The organism is Alcaligenes sp. CHO6, assembly GCF_037120595.1.
GTDB lineage: Bacteria > Pseudomonadota > Gammaproteobacteria > Burkholderiales > Burkholderiaceae_B > Alcaligenes > Alcaligenes ammonioxydans.
Map to the genome: position 1 here is coordinate 627,247 of NZ_JBANCI010000001.1, position 24,216 is coordinate 651,462.

Annotated in this window: 23 protein-coding genes; 6 read left to right on the forward strand and 17 right to left on the reverse strand. The window is 58.5% G+C overall.

Translation table 11 applies throughout. The features are described 5' to 3' along the window. Positions 1-20: 20 nt before the first annotated feature. Genes xdhC through xdhA form a run of 3 tightly spaced genes read right to left on the reverse strand, consistent with a single transcriptional unit; the run spans position 21 to position 4,806 of the window. The gene (gene xdhC / locus V6936_RS02860; protein WP_059318853.1) at positions 21-989 is read right to left on the reverse strand and encodes a xanthine dehydrogenase accessory protein XdhC; all 969 of its coding nucleotides are present in this window, start codon (positions 987-989) and stop codon (positions 21-23) included. Beyond that, positions 986-3,313 (reverse strand): xanthine dehydrogenase molybdopterin binding subunit, encoded by a 2,328-nt coding sequence (gene xdhB / locus V6936_RS02865; RefSeq protein WP_336579343.1) that lies wholly within the window; start codon positions 3,311-3,313, stop codon positions 986-988. Before xdhB ends, xdhC begins: the two co-directional genes overlap by 4 nt. Continuing rightward, complete coding sequence (xdhA, locus tag V6936_RS02870; RefSeq protein ID WP_301605839.1) at positions 3,313-4,806, reverse strand: xanthine dehydrogenase small subunit; 1,494 nt, start codon at positions 4,804-4,806, stop codon at positions 3,313-3,315. The genes xdhB and xdhA overlap by 1 nt, the downstream gene beginning before the upstream one ends. A gap of 143 nt (positions 4,807-4,949) precedes the next feature. Between xdhA and V6936_RS02875 the strand changes: the two genes are divergently transcribed. Both V6936_RS02875 and V6936_RS02880 read left to right on the forward strand, forming a co-directional pair. Further along, entirely contained in the window at positions 4,950-5,891 is a 942-nt protein-coding gene (locus V6936_RS02875; protein WP_039942897.1) for a LysR family transcriptional regulator, read from the forward strand. Further along, the gene (locus V6936_RS02880; RefSeq protein ID WP_003799367.1) at positions 5,888-6,646 is read left to right on the forward strand and encodes a LamB/YcsF family protein; all 759 of its coding nucleotides are present in this window, start codon (positions 5,888-5,890) and stop codon (positions 6,644-6,646) included. Before V6936_RS02875 ends, V6936_RS02880 begins: the two co-directional genes overlap by 4 nt. Here the strand turns inward: V6936_RS02880 and V6936_RS02885 are convergent, their stop codons facing one another. From V6936_RS02885 to V6936_RS02895, 3 genes are all read right to left on the reverse strand, one after another. Then, positions 6,647-6,835: a DUF3008 family protein gene (locus V6936_RS02885; protein WP_003799369.1), complete on the reverse strand. Its 189-nt coding sequence runs from the start codon at positions 6,833-6,835 to the stop codon at positions 6,647-6,649. A gap of 116 nt (positions 6,836-6,951) precedes the next feature. Beyond that, complete coding sequence (locus V6936_RS02890) at positions 6,952-8,154, reverse strand: benzoate/H(+) symporter BenE family transporter (RefSeq protein WP_003799370.1); 1,203 nt, start codon at positions 8,152-8,154, stop codon at positions 6,952-6,954. A 25-nt stretch (positions 8,155-8,179) separates the two neighbouring features. Beyond that, positions 8,180-8,944, reverse strand: coding sequence for an AraC family transcriptional regulator (locus tag V6936_RS02895; RefSeq protein ID WP_003799372.1), 765 nt, complete (start codon positions 8,942-8,944; stop codon positions 8,180-8,182). 96 nt (positions 8,945-9,040) lie between these two features. Here V6936_RS02895 and V6936_RS02900 point away from each other — a divergent pair, with 96 nt between their 5' ends. Next, entirely contained in the window at positions 9,041-10,237 is a 1,197-nt protein-coding gene (locus V6936_RS02900) for an MFS transporter (RefSeq protein WP_003799374.1), read from the forward strand. 89 nt (positions 10,238-10,326) lie between these two features. On the opposite strand, the gene V6936_RS02905 is transcribed toward V6936_RS02900, so the two are convergent. Beyond that, positions 10,327-11,499: an MFS transporter gene (locus V6936_RS02905; RefSeq protein WP_051010388.1), complete on the reverse strand. Its 1,173-nt coding sequence runs from the start codon at positions 11,497-11,499 to the stop codon at positions 10,327-10,329. A 1,011-nt stretch (positions 11,500-12,510) separates the two neighbouring features. Between V6936_RS02905 and V6936_RS02910 the strand changes: the two genes are divergently transcribed. Further along, positions 12,511-13,299, forward strand: a complete 789-nt coding sequence (locus V6936_RS02910) for a deaminated glutathione amidase (RefSeq protein WP_003799378.1) — start codon at positions 12,511-12,513, stop codon at positions 13,297-13,299. A gap of 11 nt (positions 13,300-13,310) precedes the next feature. Here the strand turns inward: V6936_RS02910 and V6936_RS02915 are convergent, their stop codons facing one another. Further along, positions 13,311-13,958: an alpha-ketoglutarate-dependent dioxygenase AlkB gene (locus tag V6936_RS02915; protein ID WP_003799381.1), complete on the reverse strand. Its 648-nt coding sequence runs from the start codon at positions 13,956-13,958 to the stop codon at positions 13,311-13,313. Between the two features lie 79 nt (positions 13,959-14,037). Here V6936_RS02915 and V6936_RS02920 point away from each other — a divergent pair, with 79 nt between their 5' ends. Next, entirely contained in the window at positions 14,038-14,904 is an 867-nt protein-coding gene (locus V6936_RS02920) for a pirin family protein (RefSeq protein ID WP_003799383.1), read from the forward strand. Between the two features lie 355 nt (positions 14,905-15,259). Here V6936_RS02920 and V6936_RS02925 read toward each other — a convergent pair whose 3' ends face one another. From V6936_RS02925 to V6936_RS02935, 3 genes are all read right to left on the reverse strand, one after another. Next, a complete protein-coding gene (locus V6936_RS02925; RefSeq protein ID WP_059318856.1) occupies positions 15,260-15,967 on the reverse strand; it encodes a glutathione binding-like protein in 708 nt (235 codons plus the stop codon). Between the two features lie 99 nt (positions 15,968-16,066). Then, entirely contained in the window at positions 16,067-16,291 is a 225-nt protein-coding gene (locus V6936_RS02930; RefSeq protein WP_336579344.1) for a DUF3820 family protein, read from the reverse strand. A 6-nt stretch (positions 16,292-16,297) separates the two neighbouring features. Next, entirely contained in the window at positions 16,298-16,960 is a 663-nt protein-coding gene (locus V6936_RS02935; RefSeq protein ID WP_003799393.1) for a dienelactone hydrolase family protein, read from the reverse strand. A gap of 146 nt (positions 16,961-17,106) precedes the next feature. Between V6936_RS02935 and V6936_RS02940 the strand changes: the two genes are divergently transcribed. After that, complete coding sequence (locus V6936_RS02940; protein ID WP_235587731.1) at positions 17,107-17,349, forward strand: hypothetical protein; 243 nt, start codon at positions 17,107-17,109, stop codon at positions 17,347-17,349. Between the two features lie 63 nt (positions 17,350-17,412). On the opposite strand, the gene V6936_RS02945 is transcribed toward V6936_RS02940, so the two are convergent. The 6 genes from V6936_RS02945 to V6936_RS02970 form a co-directional block, all read right to left on the reverse strand. Beyond that, positions 17,413-17,955 (reverse strand): GNAT family N-acetyltransferase, encoded by a 543-nt coding sequence (locus tag V6936_RS02945; protein WP_003799396.1) that lies wholly within the window; start codon positions 17,953-17,955, stop codon positions 17,413-17,415. Between the two features lie 326 nt (positions 17,956-18,281). Beyond that, positions 18,282-19,412 (reverse strand): TIGR03364 family FAD-dependent oxidoreductase, encoded by a 1,131-nt coding sequence (locus tag V6936_RS02950; RefSeq protein WP_003799398.1) that lies wholly within the window; start codon positions 19,410-19,412, stop codon positions 18,282-18,284. Next, positions 19,412-20,431, reverse strand: a complete 1,020-nt coding sequence (locus tag V6936_RS02955) for a putative 2-aminoethylphosphonate ABC transporter substrate-binding protein (RefSeq protein ID WP_003799399.1) — start codon at positions 20,429-20,431, stop codon at positions 19,412-19,414. Before V6936_RS02955 ends, V6936_RS02950 begins: the two co-directional genes overlap by 1 nt. 36 nt (positions 20,432-20,467) lie before the next feature. Further along, positions 20,468-21,334: a phosphonoacetaldehyde hydrolase gene (gene phnX, locus V6936_RS02960; RefSeq protein ID WP_230406170.1), complete on the reverse strand. Its 867-nt coding sequence runs from the start codon at positions 21,332-21,334 to the stop codon at positions 20,468-20,470. Between the two features lie 7 nt (positions 21,335-21,341). Continuing rightward, entirely contained in the window at positions 21,342-23,153 is a 1,812-nt protein-coding gene (locus V6936_RS02965; protein ID WP_336579345.1) for a putative 2-aminoethylphosphonate ABC transporter permease subunit, read from the reverse strand. Continuing rightward, positions 23,140-24,216, reverse strand: a complete 1,077-nt coding sequence (locus tag V6936_RS02970) for a putative 2-aminoethylphosphonate ABC transporter ATP-binding protein (RefSeq protein WP_336579346.1) — start codon at positions 24,214-24,216, stop codon at positions 23,140-23,142. Before V6936_RS02970 ends, V6936_RS02965 begins: the two co-directional genes overlap by 14 nt.

Consider the following 24,216-nt stretch of genomic DNA (forward strand, 5'->3'; position numbering starts at 1 on the left):
TCCTTGAAGTCGGGGTCGCCTCAGCGACTGAGCCGGCCCATTGCGTAGGCGTGGGCCAGCAATTCCGCGGCGACGGCCACGGCAATAATCGACGGGGCCTTGCCGTTGATGCCGGGCATGCCGATGGGGCAGACCAGGTCCTGAATCCGGGATTCGGGCATGCCGCGTTGTTGCAGACGGCGCTCGAACTGACGGCGTTTGGTCATGGAGCCGATCAAGCCCACATAGGCGGTATCGGGGCGGCGCAAGATCTTTTGGCACAGCGCCAGATCCAGGCCGTGATTATGCGTCATCACCAGAAAATAGCTATTGGCAGGAGCCTGTTCGATCAGGGCATCGGGGATATCCGTCACTTCCAGGCTGACGTTGTCGGGAACCTGGGCGGGAAAGAGTTCGGGGCGTTCGTCAATCCACAGAACCCGGCAGGGCAGGGTGCCCAGGATCTGCACCAGCGCCTCGCCAACATGCCCTGCTCCAAACAGCAAAATGGTCAGAGGAGCGGGGGGCAGGTCTTCCAGCCAGACGCCTTGCGAGCCGTCGTAATCCAGTCGGGACTCGTCGACGAGAGACGGGCACTGGATATCCACCAGCTTGCTGCCATCTGGCCGTAACCGAGAGCGGCGACTGACGGCCTGCCCGGCGCGTAGGGTTCCGTCCAGCGCCTCCAGCCAGTCCAGATCTGCCGTGTCCAAGGTTTCGTACAACAAGGTAACGACACCGCCACAGCATTGGCCCAGACTGGGGCCCAGCGGCAGGCGACTCATGCTCCAGGTCGGTCCGCCCGGCTGGCCGAGCAAGACACGAGCCTGCTCGGCGGCCACCCATTCCAGATGCCCGCCACCAATGGTCAGCCATTGTTCCGTCTGGCTGAACAGCATGACGGTCCCTGTCGTGCGCGGCGTGGAGCCTTTGGCCAGCGCCACCGAACACAGCACCAGCCGTTCGCCCGCTTTTAGACGGGCGAGGGCAAGAGAGGGCCAGTTACTCATTTCGCAGCGCGAATCGCCGTAACTGCCCGCAACACGGCTTCCGCCGTCGCGGGTGCGTTCAGCTCAGGTTCGATTTGGTTATTGCCCACGCTGGCCACGGCGTCGCGAATGGCATTGAAGACACAAAATGGTAGCAGCAAAGGCGGTTCACCCACGGCTTTGGAGCGATGAATCGAGTCCATGGCATTGCAACCGTCGAACAGCTTGACGCGAAAGTCGGTGGGACAGTCGCTGATGGCCGGGATTTTGTACGTCGACGGGGCATGCGTGGTGAGCTTGCCTTGGGCATTCCATACCAGCTCTTCAGTCGTCAGCCAGCCCATGCCTTGGATAAAAGCACCTTCAACCTGCCCGATATCCAGGGCGGGGTTGATGGATCGGCCCACATCGTGCAGAACATCGGCCCGCAAAAGGCGAGACTCCCCCGTCAGTGTGTCGATCAGCACTTCCGCGACCGCCGCTCCGTAGGAGAAATAGTAGAAGGGGTTGCCCTTCATGACCTTGGAGTTCCAGTGCAGGCCAGGGGTGGCGTAAAAGCCGTCGGACCACAGCTGGACACGGGCTTGGTAGGCGTGCTCAACCAGTTGGAAGAAGGGCATGGTCTGCTCACCGATCTGGACTTGACCACGCTCGAACTTCACGCTGGATTCTTCTACCGAGAACAATTGGGCAGCCACTGTCGTCAGACGCTGGCGAATCTGATGGGCGGCATCTTGGGCGGCTTTACCGTTCAGGTCTGTACCCGTGGATGCGGCCGTGGCCGAGGTATTGGCCACCTTGGTCGTATCGGTTGCCGTAACGCGGATATGCTCCAGATTCAGGCCCAGCTCATGGGCGACCACCTGAGCCACCTTGGTGTTTAGCCCCTGCCCCATTTCTGTGCCACCGTGGTTAACCAGTACGGTGCCGTCGCGATAGACGTGAACGAGCGCACCCGCTTGGTTAAAGGCAGGCACATTAAAGGAAATGCCGAATTTCACTGGCGTCAATGCCAGACCCTTTTTCAGGATCGGGCTGCTGGCATTGAATGCACGGACTTGTTTACGACGCTCACGGTACTGACTGCTTGCTTCCAGCTCTGCCACCAGCTCGTGAATCACATTGTCGACCACGGTCTGATCGTAGGGCGTGACATTGCGCTCTTTCTTGCCGTAAAAGTTGATGCGGCGCACATCCAGTGGATCTTTGCCCAGACGGCGGGCGATCGCGTCCAGCGCCACTTCCATTACCAAGGCACCCTGCGGGCCGCCAAAACCGCGAAAAGCGGTATTTGACTGCGTATTGGTGCGGCCGCACAGTGCGCTCATCTCGACATCGGACAAGTAATAGGCGTTGTCAAAGTGACAAATTGCGCGGGTGGCTACCGGGCCGGACAGGTCGGCGGAAAAGCCTGAGTTGGCGGTCATGTCCAGGCGTGCACCCAGCAGGCGACCGTCCTCATCGTAACCAATGTCGTACTCGTAATAGAATCCGTGACGCTTGCCGGTAATCATGAAGTCGTCGTCGCGGTCCAGGCGCAGCTTGATGGGACGTTGCAGCTTGACGGCGGCCACACTGGCCACGCAGGCGTATAGCGCAGACTGGGACTCCTTGCCACCGAAACCGCCGCCCATGCGTCGACACTCCACATGGACCTTGTGAGCGCCAATACCCAGACAGTGGGCAACCAGTTGCTGCATTTCCGATGGGTGCTGGGTGGAGCACCAGATATGCACGGCACCGTATTCCTTGGGTACGGCGTAGGAAATCTGGCCTTCCAGATAAAACTGTTCCTGCCCATTGCATTGAAAGCTGCCCTGCAGGCGATGGGGTGCAGCTTCCAGAGCCTTTTTGGCATCGCCTTGCTTCAGGTTCATGACGGGAAGCACGCCGGCCTGAGCCGCTTTGGCTTCCTGAGGTGTCAGAATGGCTGGCAGATCCTCATAGGTGATCTGGCCCAGACGGGCTGCACGACGTGCCTGATCATGAGACTTGGCAATAACGGCGAAAACCGGCTGCCCGAAGTAATGCACCACGCCATCAGCCAAAATGGGATCGTCATGCAGAATCGGGCCACAATTATTGGCGGCCGGGATGTCGGCAACCGTCAGAACCGCAATGACTCCCGGCGCGCGGCGCACGGCGTCCAGGTCCACGTTCAGCAAACGGGCATGGGCCCGTTCGGACAGCCCCAGAGCAATATGCGCGGTACCTTGCAGCTCGGGCAGATCGTCCGTGTAGTCCGCGGTGCCGCTGACATGCAGCTCGGCCGATTCGTGCAGGAAGGACACGCCCACCCGCTGGGCGCTTGCAGTATTCAGGTGGTCGATAGAGTCAATTTTCATCACAAAGTCTCCAGGCTGGCTTGAGCTCGGTGAAAGACGTTTAGCTGGGCGGGACTCAAAGCGTGTTCAGGGTGGGTTTCCAGAAAGAAGCGGTACAGCAAATTGGCGGCACTCTGCTGGCGATACTCGCTGCTGGCACGCATGTCGCTCAGGGCCTGATAGTCTTGTTGCAGCAACTGCATGGCCGCTTGTACGTTTTGCTCGCTCCACGCCTGGCCTTGCAATACTTGCTCGGCCTGACTGGCCCGCTTGGGTGTCGCGGCCATGCCGCCAAAGGCAATACGGGCCTGTTTGACGGTCTTGCCGTCCAGCTCTATCGCAAAGGCAGCGCAGACAGCGGAAATGTCCTGGTCAAAACGCTTGGACAGTTTGTAGGTGCGAAATTGCCACTGGGCCTTGTGACGGGGGACCAGCAGGCCTTGCACGAATTCGCCCGGTTCCATGGCGGTCTTCTGGTAGGCCAGATACAGGTCCTCCAAAGGCATGACGCGTTCGACGGCGCCTTTGCGCAGCACGACGCGAGCACGCAGCGCAATCAAGGCTGGCATGGAGTCGCCAATGGGCGAACCGTTGGCCACATTGCCTCCCAGCGTGCCGGCGTTGCGAATCGGAAAGGAGGCAAAGCGTTGGCGCAGCTCTGTCAACTCAGGGTGGTCCTCGATCAGGGCGTCAAACGCGTCGTTCAGCAGCACGCCCGCACCAATGTAAAGATCGTCCTCGATGGGTTTCAGTTCACGCAGCTCGGCCACCTGGCCGATGTAGATCAGATGTGGCAAGTCGCGGAATTGCTTGGTCACCCACAGTCCAATATCAGTACTGCCGGCCAGAATACGGGCGTGAGGATACTGTTCGCGCAACTGGGCCAGTTGATCCAGTGTGCGGGGGGCGTGGAAGGTCTGGCCTTGGTACTCGTAGGCCAGCATGTCCTTGTGGCGGATGGTACGCAGGGTGTCTTCAAGGGCTGCGCGGTCCAGACTGACAGCGGGGTAACTGTGCATGGCCTTGGCGGCATCAATAATGGGACGGTAGCCCGTGCAGCGGCACAGATTGCCCGAAAGCACATCGTCGATTTGCGCCCGGGAGACGGGACCATCCTCAGGCGAGTGGCCCATGTACAGGCCCCACAGCGACATGATGAAACCGGGCGTGCAAAAGCCGCATTGGGCGCCATGCCAGTCTACCATGGCCTGTTGCACGGGGTGCAGCGTGCCGTCTTGCTGGCGCAGATCCTCAACGGTATAGAGCACTTTGCCGTCCAGGGTCGGCAGCAACTGGATACAGGCGTTGACAGCACGCAATTGCAATTGATTGTTCTGGTCCAGTTCGCCAATCATGACCGTGCAAGCGCCGCAGTCACCCTCGGCACAGCCTTCTTTGGTGCCGGTGCAGTGCTGATCCTCACGGATGTACTGTAAAACGGTTCGCGTGGTGGGGGCGTGAGCCACTTCCTGTACCTGGCCGCGATAAATAAAACGAATTGGTCTTGTCTCCATGATCTCACTCGACTGGTTTTTTACGGATCGAAGATAGCATTTGCTTAGGACGCGAACATTTGCCTGGAATGATGTTCACTATATAGGCGTATGAGTGTCTATACGGATCAACGGCGCGGGCCAGCGCTTGTATTATTTTGATCATGCCAAAATTACGAGAACAACTAGACCTGCATTTGCTGCGGGTATTGCAGTCGCTGCTCAAAGAGCACAGCGTCTCGCGTACGGCCATCCGCTTGGGCATGTCCCAGCCGGCCGTCAGCAATGCCTTGCGGCGCTTGCGTGAAATCACGGGCGACCCGATTTTATTGCGCGGTAAAAAGGGGATGGTGCCTACCGAGCGCGGCCCCTTTTTGCTGGCACATGCCACGGAAGCCCTCCAAGCAATCGAGCGAATTTCTGCCGCCGCAGAGCCTATGGATCCCAGCCAGTCTACCCGGGTTTTCAATTTGGGGGCGCCAGACTATCTGGACGGGGCTTTTATCCCGGATATCGCGGAGCGGGTACGTCGCCAGGCTCCGCAGGCCCGTCTGGTGGTCCATACCATCAACCCGGATCTGGATTACGTGCAGGCCCTGGAGGAGGGCGAGCTGGATGTGGTGATCGGCAATTGGCTGGAGCCCCCGGAAAAGCTGCATCTGGCGCGTCTGTTTGATGATGAGGTGGTCTGCATGCTGGGCCGCCATCATCCACTGGCCCAGCGTGGCCTTTCCTTGCAGCATTATCTGGAAATGCCGCACCTGGCTCCCTCGGCCCATGTCACGGACAAGCGTGGCTTTATTGACGGCTGTCTGGCCGAGCAGGGGATCAGTCGGCAGGTACAGATGGTGGTACCGTATTTCGGCTTGGTGCCCGGTATTTTGAGTCGTACCGATATGGTGTTTACCACCAATCGTCAATTTGCCGAGTACTATGCTCGCATTTTGCCGATTACGGTCTTGCCCTGTCCGATCCATTTTCCGCTGATGCGTTTCTATCAGCTGTGGCATCCGCGCACCCACAATGCGGCCGAGCTGCTGTGGTTTCGGCGTTGCATTGCCCAGGCTGCCGGTCGGCTGGACGGCTTATCCGAGGGAACAGCATGAGCTTGAACATAGATTTGAATTGCGACATGGGCGAGAGCTTTGGGGCGTGGGTCATGGGCCAGGATGAGCAGGTCATTCCCTGGGTCAGTTCCATCAATATCGCCTGCGGCTTTCATGCTGGGGACCCGGGCACCATGCGCAAGACGGTCGCCCTGGCCCTGAAGCACGGTGTCAAGCTGGGCGCCCATCCTGGTTTGCCGGATCTGGCGGGTTTTGGCCGCCGGGTGATGGCAGTGACGGCTGAGCAGGTCTATGACCTGGTCGTGGTGCAGGTGGGAGCGCTGGCCGCGGTGGCCCGCACCCAGGGAGCCCACTTACATCATGTCAAGGCGCATGGCGCTCTTTACAATATGGCCGCCAAGGACGTTCAACTGGCCCGCGCCATCGCTCAGGCGGTGGCCGATATTGATCGTAGCCTGATCCTGTACGCCCTGGCGGGCAGTGTCCAGGTGCAGGCCGGGCGCGATGCCGGCCTGCAGGTGGCACAGGAAGTGTTCGCCGATCGCAGCTATCAGGATGATGGCAGCCTGACTCCGCGGCAACAGCCTGGCGCCATGATTACCGATGCGGAGCAGTCGGTACGTCAAGTGATGCAGATGATCGAGCAAGGGACAGTGACCAGCCTGTCCGGCAAGACCGTGTCATTGTCAGCGGATACCTTGTGTTTGCATGGCGATCAGGCAGGAGCTGCCGAGTTTGCGCAGCGTTTGCATCAAGCCTTTGCGCAAAGCGGCATCCGCGTACAGGCAGTCTGATTACGCTTTGTGTTCGGGCAGGTTGCGACGAGCTGTGTCGGTACTGGCCAGCTCTTCCAGCTCTTTTTCGCTCATGGTGTTGTACATCTCCAAAGACGCTCCTTTCAAGCTGGACACAGGCGTTTCCCCGCGCTTAGCGGACAAGGCTGCTCCGGCGGCTTTCTGTTGAGCTTGAGATAAAGCAGGCATAACGCACCTCCATAAAAAAGAGTCACGTCTGTAGTGTGCCAAATGGCAAAGACGGCAAGGCAAGCAAATGTGAGGCTTGTTTGCCGTCTTGAACAGAGGCTGAGGGAAAAGCCCACTCAGGACACTTTTCGTTTCTGAATCAAATAGATAGCCATGCCGAAAATCAGACCCCAAAAGGCGCTGCCGATATTGAGCAGGCTCATGCCCGAGGCGGTGGTCAAAAAGGTGACCAGGGCCGCATCACGGGTATCCGGGGCTTCCAGCGCCATGTGAATGCTATTGCCTATGGTGCCCAGCAAAGCCAGCCCGGCAATGGCCGCGATCAGTTCCGTGGGGAAAGCGGCAAACAGGCTGACCACGGTGGCGCCGAAAATACCGGCGGCAATATAAAAAATACCGGCCCAGACACTGGCGCGGTAGCGCTGGCCTGGGTCGGCATCGACTTCCGGCGTCATGCACAGGGCCGCACTGATGGCGGCCAGATTGTAGGCGTAGCCGCCAAAGGGGCCGAAGATCAGCCCCACAATCCCCGTCCAGCTGATGACGGTGGAGTTGGGGGCGTCATAGTTATGGGCCTTCAAGACGGCCACGCCCGGAATGTTTTGCGAGCTCATGGTTACGATGAAAAACGGTATGCCCACCCCGATCAGGGCCGTCCAGGAAAACTCCGGCCAGACCAGTACGGGCGTAGCGGGCGTCCAGCTCAAAATCTCCATTTTCAACAGGCCCTGCAGCGCGGCGATGGTGACACCGGCCACCAGAGCCAGAGGGACCGCATAGCGGGCTGACCACTGGCGCACCGTCAAAAACACAATGAACATGCCCAGACACAGTAGCCATTGGGTCTGCATGGCGCCAAACAAATCCAGACCAAAGCGCAGCAGGATTCCGCCCAGCATGGCGCCGGCAATGCTGCGTGGCATGTAGTGCATCAGCTTTTGAAAGCTGCCGCTAAGGCCGCAAATGGCGGTTAGCAAGGAGGAAAACAGAAAAATTCCCACGGCCTGGGACATGGGCAGCCCCACCAGTCCGGTGGCCAATAAGGCCGCGCCGGGCGTGGACCAGGCCGTCAGAATGGGAATTTTGTAGCGCAAAGACAGGCCTGCCGACAGCAGGCCCAAACCAATACCCAAGGACCACATCCAGGAGCCCAGTTCGGCTGTACTGGCCCCGGCCGCCTGTGCCGCCTGAAAAACAATGGCCGCGGAACTGGTGTAGCCCACCAGCACGGCGATCAGTCCCGCCGACAGGTGAGAGATCTGAAACCAACTTAATAAGCGATGCAGATATCCGTTGCGGGACAGAGGTGTGGAGGTCATGGATGTGTGTTGAGGGTAAGGGGGCTTAAGAGGATGGGCTCTGGCCTACGTAACGGCTGGGGGTCTCGCCCACAATGGATTTGAAAACACTGATAAAGGCACTGATCGAGGTGTAACCCAACTCCCTGGCAGTGCTTTTGACAGACATGCCTGAACCCAGTTTTTGCAAGGCCAGCATGATCATGAATTGTTGACGCCAGCGCCCAAAGCTCATCCCTGTGTGTTTTAGCATATGTCGGGCCAGGGTGCGCTCGCTCATAGCCAGTTCTTGAGCCCAGTCGGCCATGGTGGGGCGTGAATCAGGCTGCTTGAGCATGTGCTGGGCAATTGTTTGCAACACCCTGTCTTCCGGCACGGGAACGTGCAGCTGGCGGGTGGGCATCTGGTTCAAGGTCTCCAGCAGCACCAGAGCCAGTCTATGGGTCTGGCTGCCCAGCTCGTAGTCAGCCTTGAGCTCGCTCAGGTGAATAATCAGTTCCCGCACCAGGGGACTTAACTGCAGGGTGCAGCAGTGCTCGGGCAGTTGATCCAGGCCGGGCTCAATATACAGAAAATGGATCAGGGCCTGATCGTCAACACGGGCGCGGTGCCGGATGCCCACCGGCACCCAGACCGCGCACAGGGGCGGCACCATCCAGTAGCCCTGGTCGGTCTGCAGGGTCACCGAGCCATATTGCGTCATGATCAGTTGGCCATTGGGATGGGTATGCAGGGGATTTTCGGTCGTGCTGCCCATCGCCATCTTGATGCTGAAAACAGGCCCTCCCTGCGGGTCAGCGCTAAAACTCATGGTTTGTCTGTTTAGAGGTATAAATTGTCATAATATCCTGTTTGCGTCGAAGCGGTAAAACGATAGACTAGGGTTTTTACCTACTGGTCGTTTTTCATGTCCCATTCTCGCTTTTCCTGGTTTGCCCACCCCATGCTGGTATTAGTGGGGGTGTTGCTGATTGCGGGCAATCTGCGGGCTCCGATTACGGGTATAGCGCCCTTGCTGGACCTGATTCAGACAGATTTGTCTTTGTCGTCCACGCAGGCCGGCCTGCTCACTGCCATGCCTTTGTTCATCTTTGCCGTGATTTCATTGCTGGCAGCGGGCATGGCTCGGGTGGTGGGCCTGTCTCGTTCTTTGTTTATCGCTTCGGTGCTGATCGCCGCCGGTGTGGTGTTGCGCATTCTGGGTGGGGTAGGCGAGCTGTTTGCGGGTATTGGTCTGCTGGCGGTCGGCATTGCGTTGGGCAATGTGCTGTTGCCGTCGCTGGTCAAACGCCATTTCCCCATGCGCATCAGCCTTGTCACGTCTTTGTATGTCTTGTTCATGGGCTTGGTAGCGGCGTTCAATTCCGCTCTGGCGGTGCCCATGGCCGAGTGGACGGGCCAAAGCTGGCGTTGGTCGTCCCTGATTGTGGTGGGAATCATGGCCTTGGCCAGCGTGGCAGTGTGGGCAACGCAACTGGGTGCAGACCGACGTGCCGCACAAGATGCCCCCGCGCTGTCGGCGTCCGGCGCTCCGGTATGGCGTTTGCCGCTAGCCTGGTATATCACGCTGTATATGGGCTTGAATTCCTTGGCCTACTACATGGTGGCCAGCTGGTTGCCCGTGATGTTGGTGAGTTATGGTTTTGAACCCGATCATGCCGGCCAGATCCATGGTTTGATGCAACTGGCCTCCGCCGTGCCGGCTTTGCTCTTGATGCCGCTACTCAGTCGTTTGCATGATCAACGTGTGGTGGCTTTGGCAGGGGCTGTGCTTCAGACGCTGACCTTTGTGGGATTTCTTGTCCTGCCGTCCTGGTCATCGCTGTGGGCAGTCTTGTTTGGCTTTGGTAGCGGTAGTGTCTTCTTGATTGCCTTGTCCTTGATCGGGGTGCGTTCCACCTCTACCTCGCAGGCCGCCTCCTTGTCGGGCATGGCGCAGTGCATGGGCTATTTGCTGGCCGCCTTTGGACCTCCTGCCATGGGGGGCTTGCATGACATGTTTAACGGCTGGGGTTGGGCTTTGGGTTTGTGCATTCTGGTCAGCTTCGGTATGGCCTATGCGGGTTGGCTGGCTGCTCGTCCAGCAGTGCCCCGCACGTTCTGATGCTGTCAGGGGCGTCACGCAGCTCAGTGTTAGGGAGAGATGAAAAAACAGCCCCTTGGCAGATGCGTGCGGTCCAGGGGGCCATCTACTCAGTCCTTGATGCGCAGCGAAAGGGTATGCAAGGCCAAACCACCTAGCGCCAGCAGTGCGCCTACCCAGGCGGTGGAGGTCCAGCCCCAGCCAGCTGCAATGGTCAGACCGCCCAACCAGGCTCCCAGTGCGTTGGCGAGATTGAAAGCAGAGTGGTTCAGGGCCGCTGCCAAGGTCTGGGCGTCCCCGGCTACATCCATCAGGCGAATTTGCAAGGCAGGCCCCAAGGCGACCATCGTGCCGATCAGCAGGATGTTCAGTGAGCCCAGAACAGGGTGATGGGCGGTCAACATAAATAAAAGCAGGACGCCGCTGGCCCAGATCAGCACCAGTTGGATACTACGATCCAGATGGCGATCGGCATAGCGGGCACCCAGCAGATTCCCCAGCACCATGCCCAGACCGAACAGGGCCAGCACCATGGGGATGGCACTCAGAGACAAGCCGGCCAAGTCCATTAATGTGGATTTGACGTAACTGAACACCGAGAACATACCGCCAAAACCAACGGCCCCTATGCCCAGTGTCAACCAGACCTGCTTGCGTTTTAAGGCGCCCAGTTCCCGTAAAGGACTGGCCAGGGTATTGGCAGGGACAAACGGGACAAAACGCAGGATCAGCGCCATGGTCAGCACGGCAATCACGCTGACGAAAATGAATGCTGCCTGCCAGCTCAGCCATTGACCCAGCGCCGTAGCGATGGGTACGCCCAGCAAGGTGGCCACCGTCAGGCCCAACATTACGTAGGCGACAGCCTGGGCCCGGCGATGGGGGGCGACCAGGCGGGCAGCGACCAGGGCGGCGACACCAAAGTAGGTGCCATGGGGGAAGCCGGCCAGGAAGCGGGTGACCCATACCGTGCCATAAGAGGGGGCAATTGCCGTCAGGAAGTTGCCCACTGCGTAAGCGGCCATCAAGGCAATCAACAGGCGGCGCCAAGGCCAGCGCGCGCCCAGTACGGCCAGTACCGGAGCGCCGATCACCACGCCCAGGGCATAAGCACTGATTAAATGGCCGGCGGTCGGGATGTTGATGCCCAGATCCCGGGCCACATCAGGCAAGAGCCCCATGATGACGAATTCGCCAGTCCCGATGGAAAAGCCACCGACGGCTAAAGCCAGGATGGCCCGTAAAACGTGTTGTGCAGATAAGGAAGGATGTGAGGAGGACAAGATAAGGCCTGAAAAACAAGGGGGAGGGAGGGTAGGTCCCTGACCGGGTATTGTCGCGTACTCCCGGGTGCGGACTCAAGATTTTCCGCGGCTCAATAGCTGTCTACCAAGGTCGGAAGTAGATACGTTTTTCTAATTTTTAATTATCTCTACGTCCTAGCACAAATTAATTTAAGGATCTATAGCGCCTGCCTTAAACAACGTATGCTGATTTTTTTATTTTTTTTATATAGAATCACGGTATTGGGTTTTTTGTATCCAATCATTTTCCTGTGGTAGCTTTCCCCTGATTTTGCAAGAAATCGGGGGTTTTTTTTATGCTATTTATTTTCAATTTCAATCATTAGTTCATTGATTATTCAAGCGCAAAGCGGCCAGCAACAGCGTTCTCACGTTTTGGCCCTAGAAAGGGGCGCTGCCCCAGTATGGATGACAGAGTCTGCGGATGCTTACGCCAGACTCTTTTTTTTTCGTTCTTTTTATGTTGCTCAGTAGAAAATAAAAAACAATATGTCCGGTCATATTAAAAGCTGGTAAAAGGAGTAAAGGATTTAACGAATTCAAGCGTGTCGCTGGCTGAGTTGATTCTCTGTTTAAGCTGGTCAGCCTGTTTTTCGGTATAAGGTCGAATTTTTTCTTTGTTATTTCTTTTATCTTATTTAAGGCATGAATAAATTTTATATCTCATTGAGATGTGTTTTTTTAACCATGCTGCATGAGAGAGCAATTAATTCGCTGGCACGCATGCTCGCTTTTGTTTGAAAGGTGGGCATGGCCCCCCTGCGCTGGGAGGCCTATGAGCACGTCAAGGAGCTCATGGGGGGGGCTTGTCTGCTGTGGAGGTTCGCGCAGCATGGCGCACTCCTTGTGGACCTGGGGCCAGCCATCGGTAAAAAGCGCGGCTGGAGCGGGGTAGCAGATAGGGTGAGGGGCGTTCGGGCCCCGGTCCGGCCTGCTCAGAGGCGACGGCTGCGTTAGAATCGATCAGGCCGCACAGCCAAGGAGGTGATCATGAAAGTTGCATTGGGCCAGATGGCCGTATCCAAAGATTCCCAGGAGAACCTGAATACCTGTCTGGGGCTGATCGAACAGGCATTGCGCTCTGAGGCGCAGTTGCTGGTGTTGCCGGAAGGGGTTCTGGCGAGAAATGTGGCCGACCCGGAGCTAGTGCTGAAATCGGCCCAAACACTGGACGGTGAGTTTGTCAGCCGACTGCGGACCGCGACCCGTGATACTGACCTTACGGTGGTGTTTTGTATTCATACCCCTGCCAGTGAGGGCAGGGTCTGGAATACGCTGGTGGTCTTGCGTGATGGCCTGGTCGTGGCGCATTACAACAAGCTGCATTTGTATGATGCGTTTTCGGTGCAAGAGTCGCGCTATGTGCAGCCGGGTACCGAGATCCCCGCTTTGATCGAGGTGGCCGGTTTCAAGGTGGGTTTGATGACTTGTTATGATCTGCGCTTTCCCGAGCTGGCCCGACGCTTGTGCATCGAGGGGGCGCAGGTGTTGCTGGCACCTTCGGCGTGGCTCAAAGGGCCCTTGAAAGAGCATCACTGGCGAGTGCTGACGACAGCTCGTGCTTTGGAAAATACAGCCTATATGGTGGCTGTCGGTGAATGTGGTGAACGCAATATTGGTCAAAGTCTGGTGGTAGACCCATTGGGTGTGATCGTGGCGCAGGCGGCGGAGACGCCAACCTTGTTGCTGGTGGATCTTGATCGGGAGCGTCTGGCTTACGCCCGCCGTATTTTGCCTGTTCTGGAAAACCGTCGCTTTGCACCGCCTGAGCTGGCTTGACGAGCGGGGCCTTAGCCCGCCTTGCGAAAAGTCAGATTGACCCGGCCTGAGCCCCACAGGGGATGGGCCGGGCCTTCCAGCCTGCGTATGCCATGAAAATTCAATCTGGAAGGCCCCCACCAGATCAGCACATCACCGTCACGCAGCCGCAGGGTACGCACCGGGGCGCTGCGTGTTGCGCCACCCCATAAGAACAAGGCCTCACGCCCCAAGGACACCGAGACAATCGGGTGCTGCAAGTCGCGCTCGTTTCTGTCCTGATGCAAGGACATATGCGCGTGCTCGTCGTAGTAGTTGATCAGGCAGGTATCTGGCTGCAAAGGGCCCTGGCCTGACTCCTGGGCAATGTGCGTCAGCAAGTCCTTGAAGACCGGAGGCATGGCGGGCCAGCCCAAACCGCTTTGCGGGTCGGTGGGACTGTAGCGATAGCCGTGCTCGTCCGATATCCATCCCAAGTTTCCACAGCTACTTTGTGCGGCTGACATGCGATGTCCTGATGGAACCTGCATATGTCGCCAGGGGGCACTGTGCAGCAGTTCTTGAACCGCCCGCGCCAAAGCGGCGGCATAGGGCAGGGCCAGGCCCGGCAGGGCGATCAGGCCGGTATCCAGAGTCAGGACGTTGCCGGGATCGGGATCAAAGAGTGAGAGCGTGGGCATGCGGGAGTAAGCGAACCAATCAGGGACCAGAGTATAGTAATCGGGATTGCATTTTTGCGACTTCCCAATAGAGGTGTCTATGGTCGAGCTGCTGATTCCACAACGCCAGCACAGTATTGGTGCATTTGAGGTGGGGCGCGTTTTGCCCTTTCGCCAACGGCGTATGGTGGGGCCCTTTATCTTCTTTGATCGCATGGGGCCGCAGGCGTTGACGGCACCGGTAGGGACGGAGAATGATGTGCTCCCACACCCGCATATCGGCCTGTCTACCGTGACCTATTTGTTTGAAGGGGCCATGACGCACCGCGACAGTCTGGGCGTGGAGCAGGACATTACACCGGGTGCGCTCAATTGGATGACCGCGGGTTCAGGCATCAGCCATTCCGAGCGCTTTGAACCCATGCGCGCGCAAGGGGGTCGCATGGATGGTATCCAGGCCTGGGTGGCCTTGCCGGAACACAAGGAAGAACAGAATCCGGACTTTGTGCATTATGAGGCCGAGCAGCTACCTCTGATTAAGGATACGGGCCTGGAAGGTCGCCTGATTGCCGGCTCGGCGTTGGGTTTGTGCAGTCCCGCCAGTGTGGCCTCGCCTTTGTTCTACATGGAGTTGCGCGTGCAGGCCGGCCAGTCTGTCCCTTTGCCAACCGGCCACGACGAGCGCGCCATTTATATCTGTGCGGGTGGGTTGGAAATAGGTAGTCAGCGTTATCCAGCTGGCCAGATGCTGGTCTTTGCCAAAGGTGACAGCCCCCGTATCCTTGCCGAGCAGAGCAGCCACTTGATGCTGCTGGGCGGCGAGCCTTTGGGACCACGCCATATCTGGTGGAACTTCGTGTCCTCGCGCAAAGACCGCATCGAGCAGGCCAAGGACGACTGGCTCAATGGCCGCATCCGCCTGCCGCCACTGGACGATGAGCAGTTCATCCCTTTGCCTGCGGTGTAGGCTCAGGTTGACTGTGACGGTGCAGGCCTTGCACCTGGAAAATGGCGTGCAGCTAAAACAGTCGCTGTGGGGGCGCCAAATCGTACACACAAAAAAAAGCCCTGGAAAGAATCCAGGGCTTTGAAGGCTTGCTCATCAGGCTGGTGGATTTGCCTGTATCTGCTCCATGAGCAGACTGGTTTTTTGATTGACGAACAAGCCTGGCAAACGGAATAGTACCGCTTGTGCAGAATGTTTAGGAAGGCAATTGTACGGATTGCCAACAAATGAAATAAAAAAGACCAGTTCGATAGCAGGGCTATTGCAAGGTGGTGTGCGGTGCCACTGATAGCCAGCGATCATGCCTGCTGATCCATCAATCACGGGCAGGAATGTTCAGGCCCCGTTGCACTGCCGGGCGGGCCTGGAATTGCTGCAGGACACGGGCCACGTTCTTGAATTGCTCGTACTCCACCAACTCGCCTGCGCCGTAAAAACCGATCAGGTTGGCAATCCAGGGGAACAGGGCAATATCGGCGATGGAGTAGCGGTTGCCCACCATCCAGTCCTTACCGTCCAGATGCGTGTCGATCACGCCCAGCAGCCGCTTGGACTCGTTGACATAGCGGTCACGGGGGCGCTTGTCTTCATAGTCCTTGCCGGCAAATTTGTGAAAGAAGCCGAGCTGACCAAACATGGGGCCGACGCCGCCCATCTGGAACATCAACCATTGCAGGGTTTCATAGCGTTGGGCCGGGTCCGCAGAGAGCAACTGGCCGGTTTTTTCTGCCAGATAGATCAGGATGGCACCGGACTCGAACAAGGCCAGCGGTTTATTGCCAGGGCCATTGGGGTCCAGAATCGCCGGAATCTTGTTATTGTTGCTAAGTGAAATGAATTCCGGGCTGAGCTGATCGTTGCGCTCAAAGCTGACCAGATGTGGCTCGTAAGGCAGGCCAATTTCTTCCAGCATGATGGAAACCTTGACGCCATTGGGGGTGGGCAAGGAATACAGTTGCAGGCGCTCGGGGTGCTGTGCCGGCCATTTGCGGGTGATGGGGAAGGCGGAGAGATCGATAGTCATGAGGTCCTTCACAATGGGGTGTAGAGGAAGCCTTGATAGTAGCAAGCGGTACGGCGACATACCGTCGCAGCCCGCCACCCCGTAAGGGATTTGTGCCGCTTAGCGGCTGCGCGGGCGCAAGGGGTCCAGCAAGGATTTCAGGCCGTTGTGGTCCAGCTCGTGCATCAGGGCCAGTAGCTGCCCCAGCCGCCCGGAAGGAAAGCCTTCCCGGGCAAACCAGGTCAGGTAATGCCCCGGCAGGTCGGCCAGCAAGCGACCTTTGTATTTCCCGTAAGGCATGGTGGTGTTCAACAGAGCAAGCAGGTCGTCGCTGGATTCAAACATGGGGGCTTAACGGAGATGGTCGGCAAAGAAAGCGAGTGTACGCTCTTGAGCCAGTTGGTAGGACGCTGGGTGAAAATCGGGGCGATGATCGCAGCCAAAACCATGTCCGGCAGGCTCGTACACGTAAATGGCCACGTCCTTTTGCGCGTCTTTAATGGTCTGAATGGCGCTGGCAGGGATGGAATGATCCAGAGCGCCAAAGTGCATTTGCACCGGGATCTTGGGCTGTTCCTGGGCGTTCTGGGCAATCTGTGAACCATACCAGCAACTGGCGGCTTGCAGACCCTGCAAGCGGCAGGCGGCCAGCCAGCTCAAGGACCCTCCCCAGCAATAGCCCACAATACCCACCTTGCGGGAGCCCAAGGCATCGACGCAGGCCTGAATATCCAGCAGGGTTTTGTCGAGCGCAATGCGATTGCGCAGCGCCAGACCCGCTTGCACGTCCTCGGCGGTGTAGCCCAGTTGTACATTTTTCTCTTGTCGGTCGAACAGGGCGGGTGACAGTACGCGGTAGCCTTGCTCGGCAAAGCGCTCGCAGGTGTCACGGATATGTTGATTCACACCAAAAATCTCCTGCAGCACGATCAAGCCGCGTTCGGCCTGTTCATCGCCGGCGGCATAGGCCTCGAAACGGTGCTGGTCTGCGCTAGTCAAGCTAAGCATGCTCATGGCGGGTCCTTTAGCTATAAAACAATAATTCTCTCTTATAACAGTCGCCCATGCTGGGACGCCAGCCTAGGGACGTTTACAATCCACCCGGAATGGCGAGTAGCTTGACCACTTGCCCAAGCCCCTTCTACTTCAATGGAATAATGATGCGTGACGTGCTAATGGACAGTCTGTTCTGGACGATTGTGATGCCCTGGTTCTTGTTTCTAGGGCTGTTTCTTGTTCCCAAGCAACCTTCCTGGTTGCGAAGCTACGCCTTTCCTGGCGTGTTTGTGGCAGTAGGCCTGGGGCTGCTGGCTGCCGTGGCAGTGGGCGTTGGCATTTTCAGTATTGTGCTGGGTTTGATTGCCTTTGCCGTGTGTTACGAAAAGCAGAAAGCCAGCGCCTGAGTCCGGGGCAATGGCCTGAAAGAAACCATCGCAGGCAGTAGGCCGCGATGGTTTTTTTGCGCGTCAGCCATCCACCGGCTCGGTCGGCGTATCCAGCGTCAGCAGGTAAAAGGCGGCATCGAGCCAGCGCCCAAATTTGAAGCCCACTTCCTTGAACGTGCCCGAATGGGTAAAGCCCAGACGCTTATGCAGGTGGATACTGCCCGCATTGCTGGCATCAATACAGCCCACCAGCGTATGCACATTGGCCAGACGGGCACGGCGGATCAGCTCTTGCATCAGAATTTTGCCCAGGCCTTTGCCGCGATGCGCCGGGTGTACATACACGCTGTGTTCCATGGTGTATTTGTAGGCGGGAAAGGCGCGGAAGCTGCCCCAGGTAGCAAAGCCCATCAGCGTGCCCGCATCGTCCATGACGCCCACCACGGGAAAGCCGTTGGCGCGTTTGGTGGCAAACCAGCTCACCATGGCGTCGGGTGGGCGCGGCACATAGTCGTAAAGCGCGGTGGAGTTCACGATAGCGTCGTTCAGGATCGCCAAAATAGCGGCTGCATGCTGCTCTTCATCGCAGTCTATAAAACGCAGCCCGCTGTCACTGTCTTTCATGGATCTCTTCCTGTTCTGAGCAAGCCAAGCCGTCATCACCGATGGTGACGGGGGGTGGGGCGCCAGCCTGGCTGTGTGGAGTGCTAAAGCTCATGAGCGGTAGCTCTGGCCTATCGTGTGGCGTATTTTATTCCACTATGTTGGGTTGCCAGTGGGAAATTCCTGCTAAGAACGTATCGCAGTTTGCTTTATTTTGAGGTCGTTGATGTTGATCTCCAGATGCATGCCTGAAGAAAAGAAAAACGCGCAGCGTGGGCTGCGCGTTTTGGCACTCTTGTGGCGTGGGTAAAGGCTGATCCGCTGGTCGAACCCTCCACGCCCAGCCATCAATCGTAGCGAGCGGCGATATTGCGTTCGCCGATTGCCAGACCTGTGGTCATGCCCAAGCCGGTGTGCATGACCGTCACTAGTGTGCTGCCATCGGCCTGCAAGACGGAAAACGGAGCCGGTCCTTTTGCACCGTACACCCCCTGCCAGCGTTGAAGCACCTGAACCGGGCATCCCAGCACCGTTTCAGCCAGAGCCAGCAGGTACTGGTCTGTTTCTTCCTGGTTGAAGGGACTGGCTTGCTGGCCGTAGTCGTGCGAATCCCCAATGATCAGGTCGCCCTGAGGGGTTGGGCTCATCAGCAAATGAATGCCTTGCTCCAAGAGCACGCCGTGGCGTTGCTGTACCTGCTCGCGCAGTGTGGCTGCCAGAGGCAGGTCGCTGAAGGCACCATAGTGCAGGCAGGACAAGCCTGTCAGCAAGGGTCGGTCCAAGGCCCAGCCCGCGTCTTGTGCACGCACTTTCAGCATTTGCAGACGGGTCACCGAGGGTTTGACGGTCTCCAGCAGTTCGCGATGCAGGCTGCTGTAGTCATGGCCTGGGCACACAAAAATGCTGTTGGCCGTGAAGTCGCCCACGCTGCTGTGTACCTGACCCGCTTGGGCATAATGCACATGTGCTTGGGTATACACATCGACGCCCATGGCCTGCAGGCTGCTGGTAATGGCGGGCAGGGCGTCGCGCGAGTAAATCTGCAAATCGTCCAGACCTTGCAGCGCACCGTGGTGATGCCCCAAGCGGCCTTCAAACAAGGCGGCCAGTTCCTTGCCGCTCAACATCTGGCATGCCACACCTTCATCCTTGGCACGGCCTTGAGCGAAGTCTTCCAGCAGTTCCAGTTCCAGATGATTGCGCGCCAGTACCAGCGAACCATTGCTGCGCACATGAAAGCCCGCTTGCGCGGCCAGTTCCAGCCACAGTCCGCGGCTTTGGCGAGCCAGTTCCATCATGATGCCCGGAGCCTGGCCGGTGACCAGGACCTGACCGAAATTACGTATGGTGGCGCCTTGGGCCTGATGACTGCGCTCAAGCACAGCCACCCGTAGCTTGCGGCGGGCAGCCGCCCAGGCATGTGCCATGCCCAGGATGCCGCCCCCCACCACGATCACGTCGTAGTGTTGTGTGCTCATTACTTCTTGGCTTCCGATTTACCGTCGTAACGCTTGGTCCATTCGTCGATGATGCGCTCGCGGTTTTCAGCAGCCCATACGAAGTTGTTGTCGATCAGACGCTGGTTCAGGTCTGCAGGCAGATGGGGGTTGGCGGTCGCGATGGAAGGAATGGCCAGAACCGCGAAGTTGGTCTTGTACAGATGGTTGGCGGCTTCGCTGGCAGAAAAGTCAGCCAGTTTCTGCGCGGCTTCCAGGTTCTTGGTGCCTTTCATGATAGCCGCGGCCTCAATTTCCCAGCCCAGACCTTCTTTGGGGAACACCAGCTCCAGGGGAGCGCCTTCTTCTTTCAGGCGGGCGCCGCGGTAGTCAAAGGACACGCCAATCGCATACTCGCCGGAAGCAGCCATATTGCAGGGCTTGGAACCCGAGTGGGTGTAGGCGCCAATGTTCTTGTGCAGGCCGTCCATGAAGGCCCAGCCTTTATCTTCACCAAACAGCTGCAACCAGGCGCTGACGTCCAGGAAGCCGGTGCCGGAGGAGGCGGGGTTGGGCATCACGATCTTGCCGGCATAGACCGGCTTGGTCAGATCTTCCCAGGAGGTCGGCATGGGCAGCTTGTTTTTTTCCAGCTCGACGGTGTTCACACACAAGGCAGCGGCAAACCCGTCCATGCCGACCCAGCTGGGCGGATTGTTCTGGTCGCGCATTTTGGCGTCAATTTTTTCCAGACCCTTGGGGGCGTAAGGCTGCAGCATGTCCTGGCTGGCCATCAGGCCCAGGGAGGAGCCGGCCAGACCCCAGACCGCGTCAGCTTTCGGGTTGTTCTTTTCAGCGAGCAACTTGGCGGTGATGATGCCGGTGGAGTCGCGGACCCACTGGATCTTGATATCGGGGTTCTCTTTTTCAAAAGCGGCCTGGTAGGCTTTGAGCTGATCGGCTTCCAGCGCGGTATACACCGTCAGGGTGGTGGCAGCGTGTGCCAAAGAGGCGGTGCCCATCAAAGCGGCGGCCAAGGAGCTCAGAACAATGGTTTTCATGAAGGGATGTCCTTGTGACAGCAAAAGGGGGAGGGGTTAGAGAGAGTCGCTGGGGTGTTCGCCCTGGGCCATGCGCTCATTGATCTGTTCAATCACGGCAGGCAGTTGGGCAACGGTATCAATCAGATAATGAGGCTGGGCGTGGGCAAACGTGGCAGCAGCGCGATCACGCAGGGTCTGGCGGCTCGTTTCATCCAAGGCCAGAAATTCCAGCTCGGTCAGACCGGCGGCGTTGCCCGAGAGCAGCAAACCCACCGTCCACATGCCGGCATTGCGGCCTTCCTCAATTCCGACCGCCGTATCGTCAATCTTGACGCAGGCGCTGACATTGCGGATTTCCAGACGGATGACGTTTTCCAAGGCCATGGCGGGCCAGGGGCGCGCCTGTGGCACTTCATCGAAGGCCACGTGGTAGTCCACCAGCACTTGCTGGCGATGGGCGTGTTGCAACAGATTGTCCAGAACCAGACGCGGGTAGCCGGAGCACGAGCCAATCTTCAGGCCTTGGCGACGCGCCCAAGACAAGGTTTCACGCGCACCCGGGATGGCCGCGGAGAACTCGCCCACGCGTTCGTTTTGCATGGGCAGGAACGTGTTGTAGATGCGGTCCACATCGTTATCATCAGGCTGGCGATCGTGCAGGGCCACGAATTGGGCATGCACTTCGGGCAGTTCCAGCATGGCTTTGATGTGGTCCCATTTGCCAATGCCCATGGCGCTGCGAGCCTGGTCCAGGTTCAGGGTCAGATCAAAGCATTTGAAGGCTTCAACCAGAATTTGAGTGGGAGCAAAGGAGCCAAAGTCCACCAGCGTGCCGGCCCAGTCGAAAATCAGGGCTTCAAGGTGCATGGCCTGGGAGGTGGATGTATCAAGTGGCGTATTTGCGCAAGTAGGGGAGGGCATTGCGGTCCTATCGGGTTGGAGAAAGAGAGGGAGAGCGCCAGGCCTGGCTGCGGCGCAAGGCGGCACGGCTCAGTACATGAACCAGCAGGCAGACAAAACCGGAGCTCAGCATGATGACCGTACACATGGCCGCTGCCGGGCCAATAAAGCCGGCGTCATCCATATTCATGACGGCGACCGAGGCCAGCACGGTTTGCGGGCTGTAAAGAAATACGACGGCAGACACGGTGGTCATGGCCGAGACAAACAAATAGCGCGCCACGGACAGCAAGGCAGGCAGACACAGGGGCAAGGTCACCCCCATCAAGGTGGACAGGCGTGGCGCTTTCAAGGAAGCCGCGGCCGCCTCCAGCTCCGCGGGAATCGCCTTCAGGGCGGTCACGAAGTTCAGGTGGGCGCTGGTGTACAGGTGAATGACGCTGCACAGGACCAACAAGGTCATGGAGCCATACAAGCCGGCCAGGGGGTTGTTGGGATGGTTGAAAAAGAAGATGTAACCCAAACCCAGGACCAGTCCGGGAATGGCCATGGGGGCCAGCGCCAGCATCTGCAACAGGCTGTACAGACCTTTGTCGGTCCGGCCGCGGGCGGGGAGTTTTTCCAGCACCCAGGCACCCAGGAAAATCAGGGCCGAGCCGATCACGGCGGTGAACAAGGCCATGGTCAGGCTGTTGCGCCAAGCCAGCCAGCCGCCGCCATCCATATTGTTGAAGTCGTAGGACTTCAGGGACAGGCTCAGGTTGTAAGGCCAGAACTTGATCAGGGAGGCCCAGACGGCCATGCCCACGATGGTCAGGATCGCCAGGGAAATCAGCACCATGACCCCCATGAAATAGCGGTCGCGGCGGCGGTGTGGCTGGGGCGAATAGGCGCTTAAAGACCCTTGTGCCTGACCGCGAGCACGGGCACGCAGGTGCCGGTCCAGAAAGAAGGTCAGGACGGCCGGGATCAACAGCAGCACCCCAATGGCAGCGCCTTTGGAGAACTGTAATTGGCCGACCACGGCCTTATAGGCTTCCATAGCCAGTACGTTGTAGGAGCCCCCCACGACCTTAGGTACCCCAAAGTCGGTGACCGTCAACGTAAAGACCAGGCAGGCGGCGGAGAAGACGGCATAGCGGCTGGCAGGCAGCGTCACGGTCATAAAGCGACGCCAGGCGTTGGCGCCCATGGCGCGCGCCGCGTCATACAGGCGGGCATCGGCCAGAGCCAGACCGGTACTTAAAATCATCAAGGCATGGGGGAAGGTATAAAAAGCCTCCCCCAGCACAATGCCCCAGAAGCCGTAGATCGTCTCGCCGCCTATCCAGTGACGCAGCAGTCCCTGATTGCCGAACAAATAGATCAAGGACAGGCCCGGCATCAGCGAGGGCGCCAGCAAGGGCAGCAGTCCCAAAGCCCGGAACAGACCGGCACCCCGGATGCAACAGCGCTGCAGGGCAAAGGCAAAGGCGTAGGCAGCGGGAATGACAATGGTCAGGGTGGTGAGGCCAACCAGAATCGAGCGACCCACCATGTGCATGAAGCCTGGGGCGCTGATGATGGACCAGAACTGGCCCAGCCCGACCAACTGACCCTCGCTGTCCTGAACGGCTCGCAGCAGGATAAACAGCATGGGCAGGGCCAAAAACAGCACCAGCAGGGCAAACAGGGCAATCAAGAGGGCGCGTCGTGCTGCCGCGCCTATCCAGGCAGGCAAGACGCGACGAGTCAGCGGGGGATTCTTCACGCGTGTGTCGGCAAGGGGTAGCCCGTACAGGCTGGTCGAGGGCAGGGCGGCCGTGCCAGCTGGCGGCACGGCAGTATTAGTGGTGGGCATGCAAGGCCTCGCTGGGAAGCTGGATACGACAGCGTCGTGCAGCCAGTGGGTCAAGCAGGCGGTCTCCCTGCTCCGGATTGACGATGGCCTGCACAGTCAAGCCGTCCATGCCCTCCGGACGCAGCGTCAGTTTGTAGTGGCGACCTAGGAAGATGCCATCCACAATGTCTGCCAGAAACGTATTGGTGACCGAAGTGGGGCTGTTGTTGTCCAGAACGCGGATGTTCTCGGGACGTATGAACAGTCGTCCGGCACTGGTTGGTGCCTCCTGGCTCAGATCCAGACGGACCCGCTCGACCAGCACCGAGCAATCATGCAAAGGCGTGAACGGCAGCCAGTTGGCCTCGCCCACGAAACCGGCGACAAATGGGTCTGCCGGGGCGCGATACAGAGCCTGGGGACGATCAAATTGAACCAGGCGGCCTTTATCCATCACGGCAATGCGGTCGGCCATGACCATGGCCTCTTCCTGGTCGTGCGTCACCATCAAGGTGGTAATGGACAGCTGTTTTTGCAGCGCACGCAGCTCGCTGCGCAGGCGTTCGCGCACCTGCGCATCCAGGGCGGACATGGGCTCGTCCAGCAAAAGCAGCGAGGGTGAAGGAGCCAGGGCGCGGGCCAAGGCCACGCGCTGTTGCTGGCCGCCGGACAATTGGGCCGGGTATTTGTTTTCCGAACCGGACAAACCCACCAGATCCAGCATTTCCGAGACCCGCTGACGCACTTGTGTGGCCAGGTCTTTGCGGGGCGACAGCCCATAAGCAATGTTTTGAGCCACGGTCAGGTTGGGAAACAGGGCGTAGGACTGAAACAGGATGCCGTAGTCGCGTTGTTGGGGGGGCAGTTCAGTGATGTCACGTCCAGCCATAACGATGCTGCCCCGGTCTGCCTGTTGCAGGCCTGCAATGCATCGCAGCAAAGTGGTTTTGCCGCAGCCCGAGGGGCCCAGCAAACAGACCAGTTCACCGGCCTGGATATCCAGGCTGACCTGGTCCAGGGCAGTAAAGGAGCCGAACTGCTTGTGCAGTCCTTGTATGGTTAAAAAAGCAGGCTTGGCGCTCAT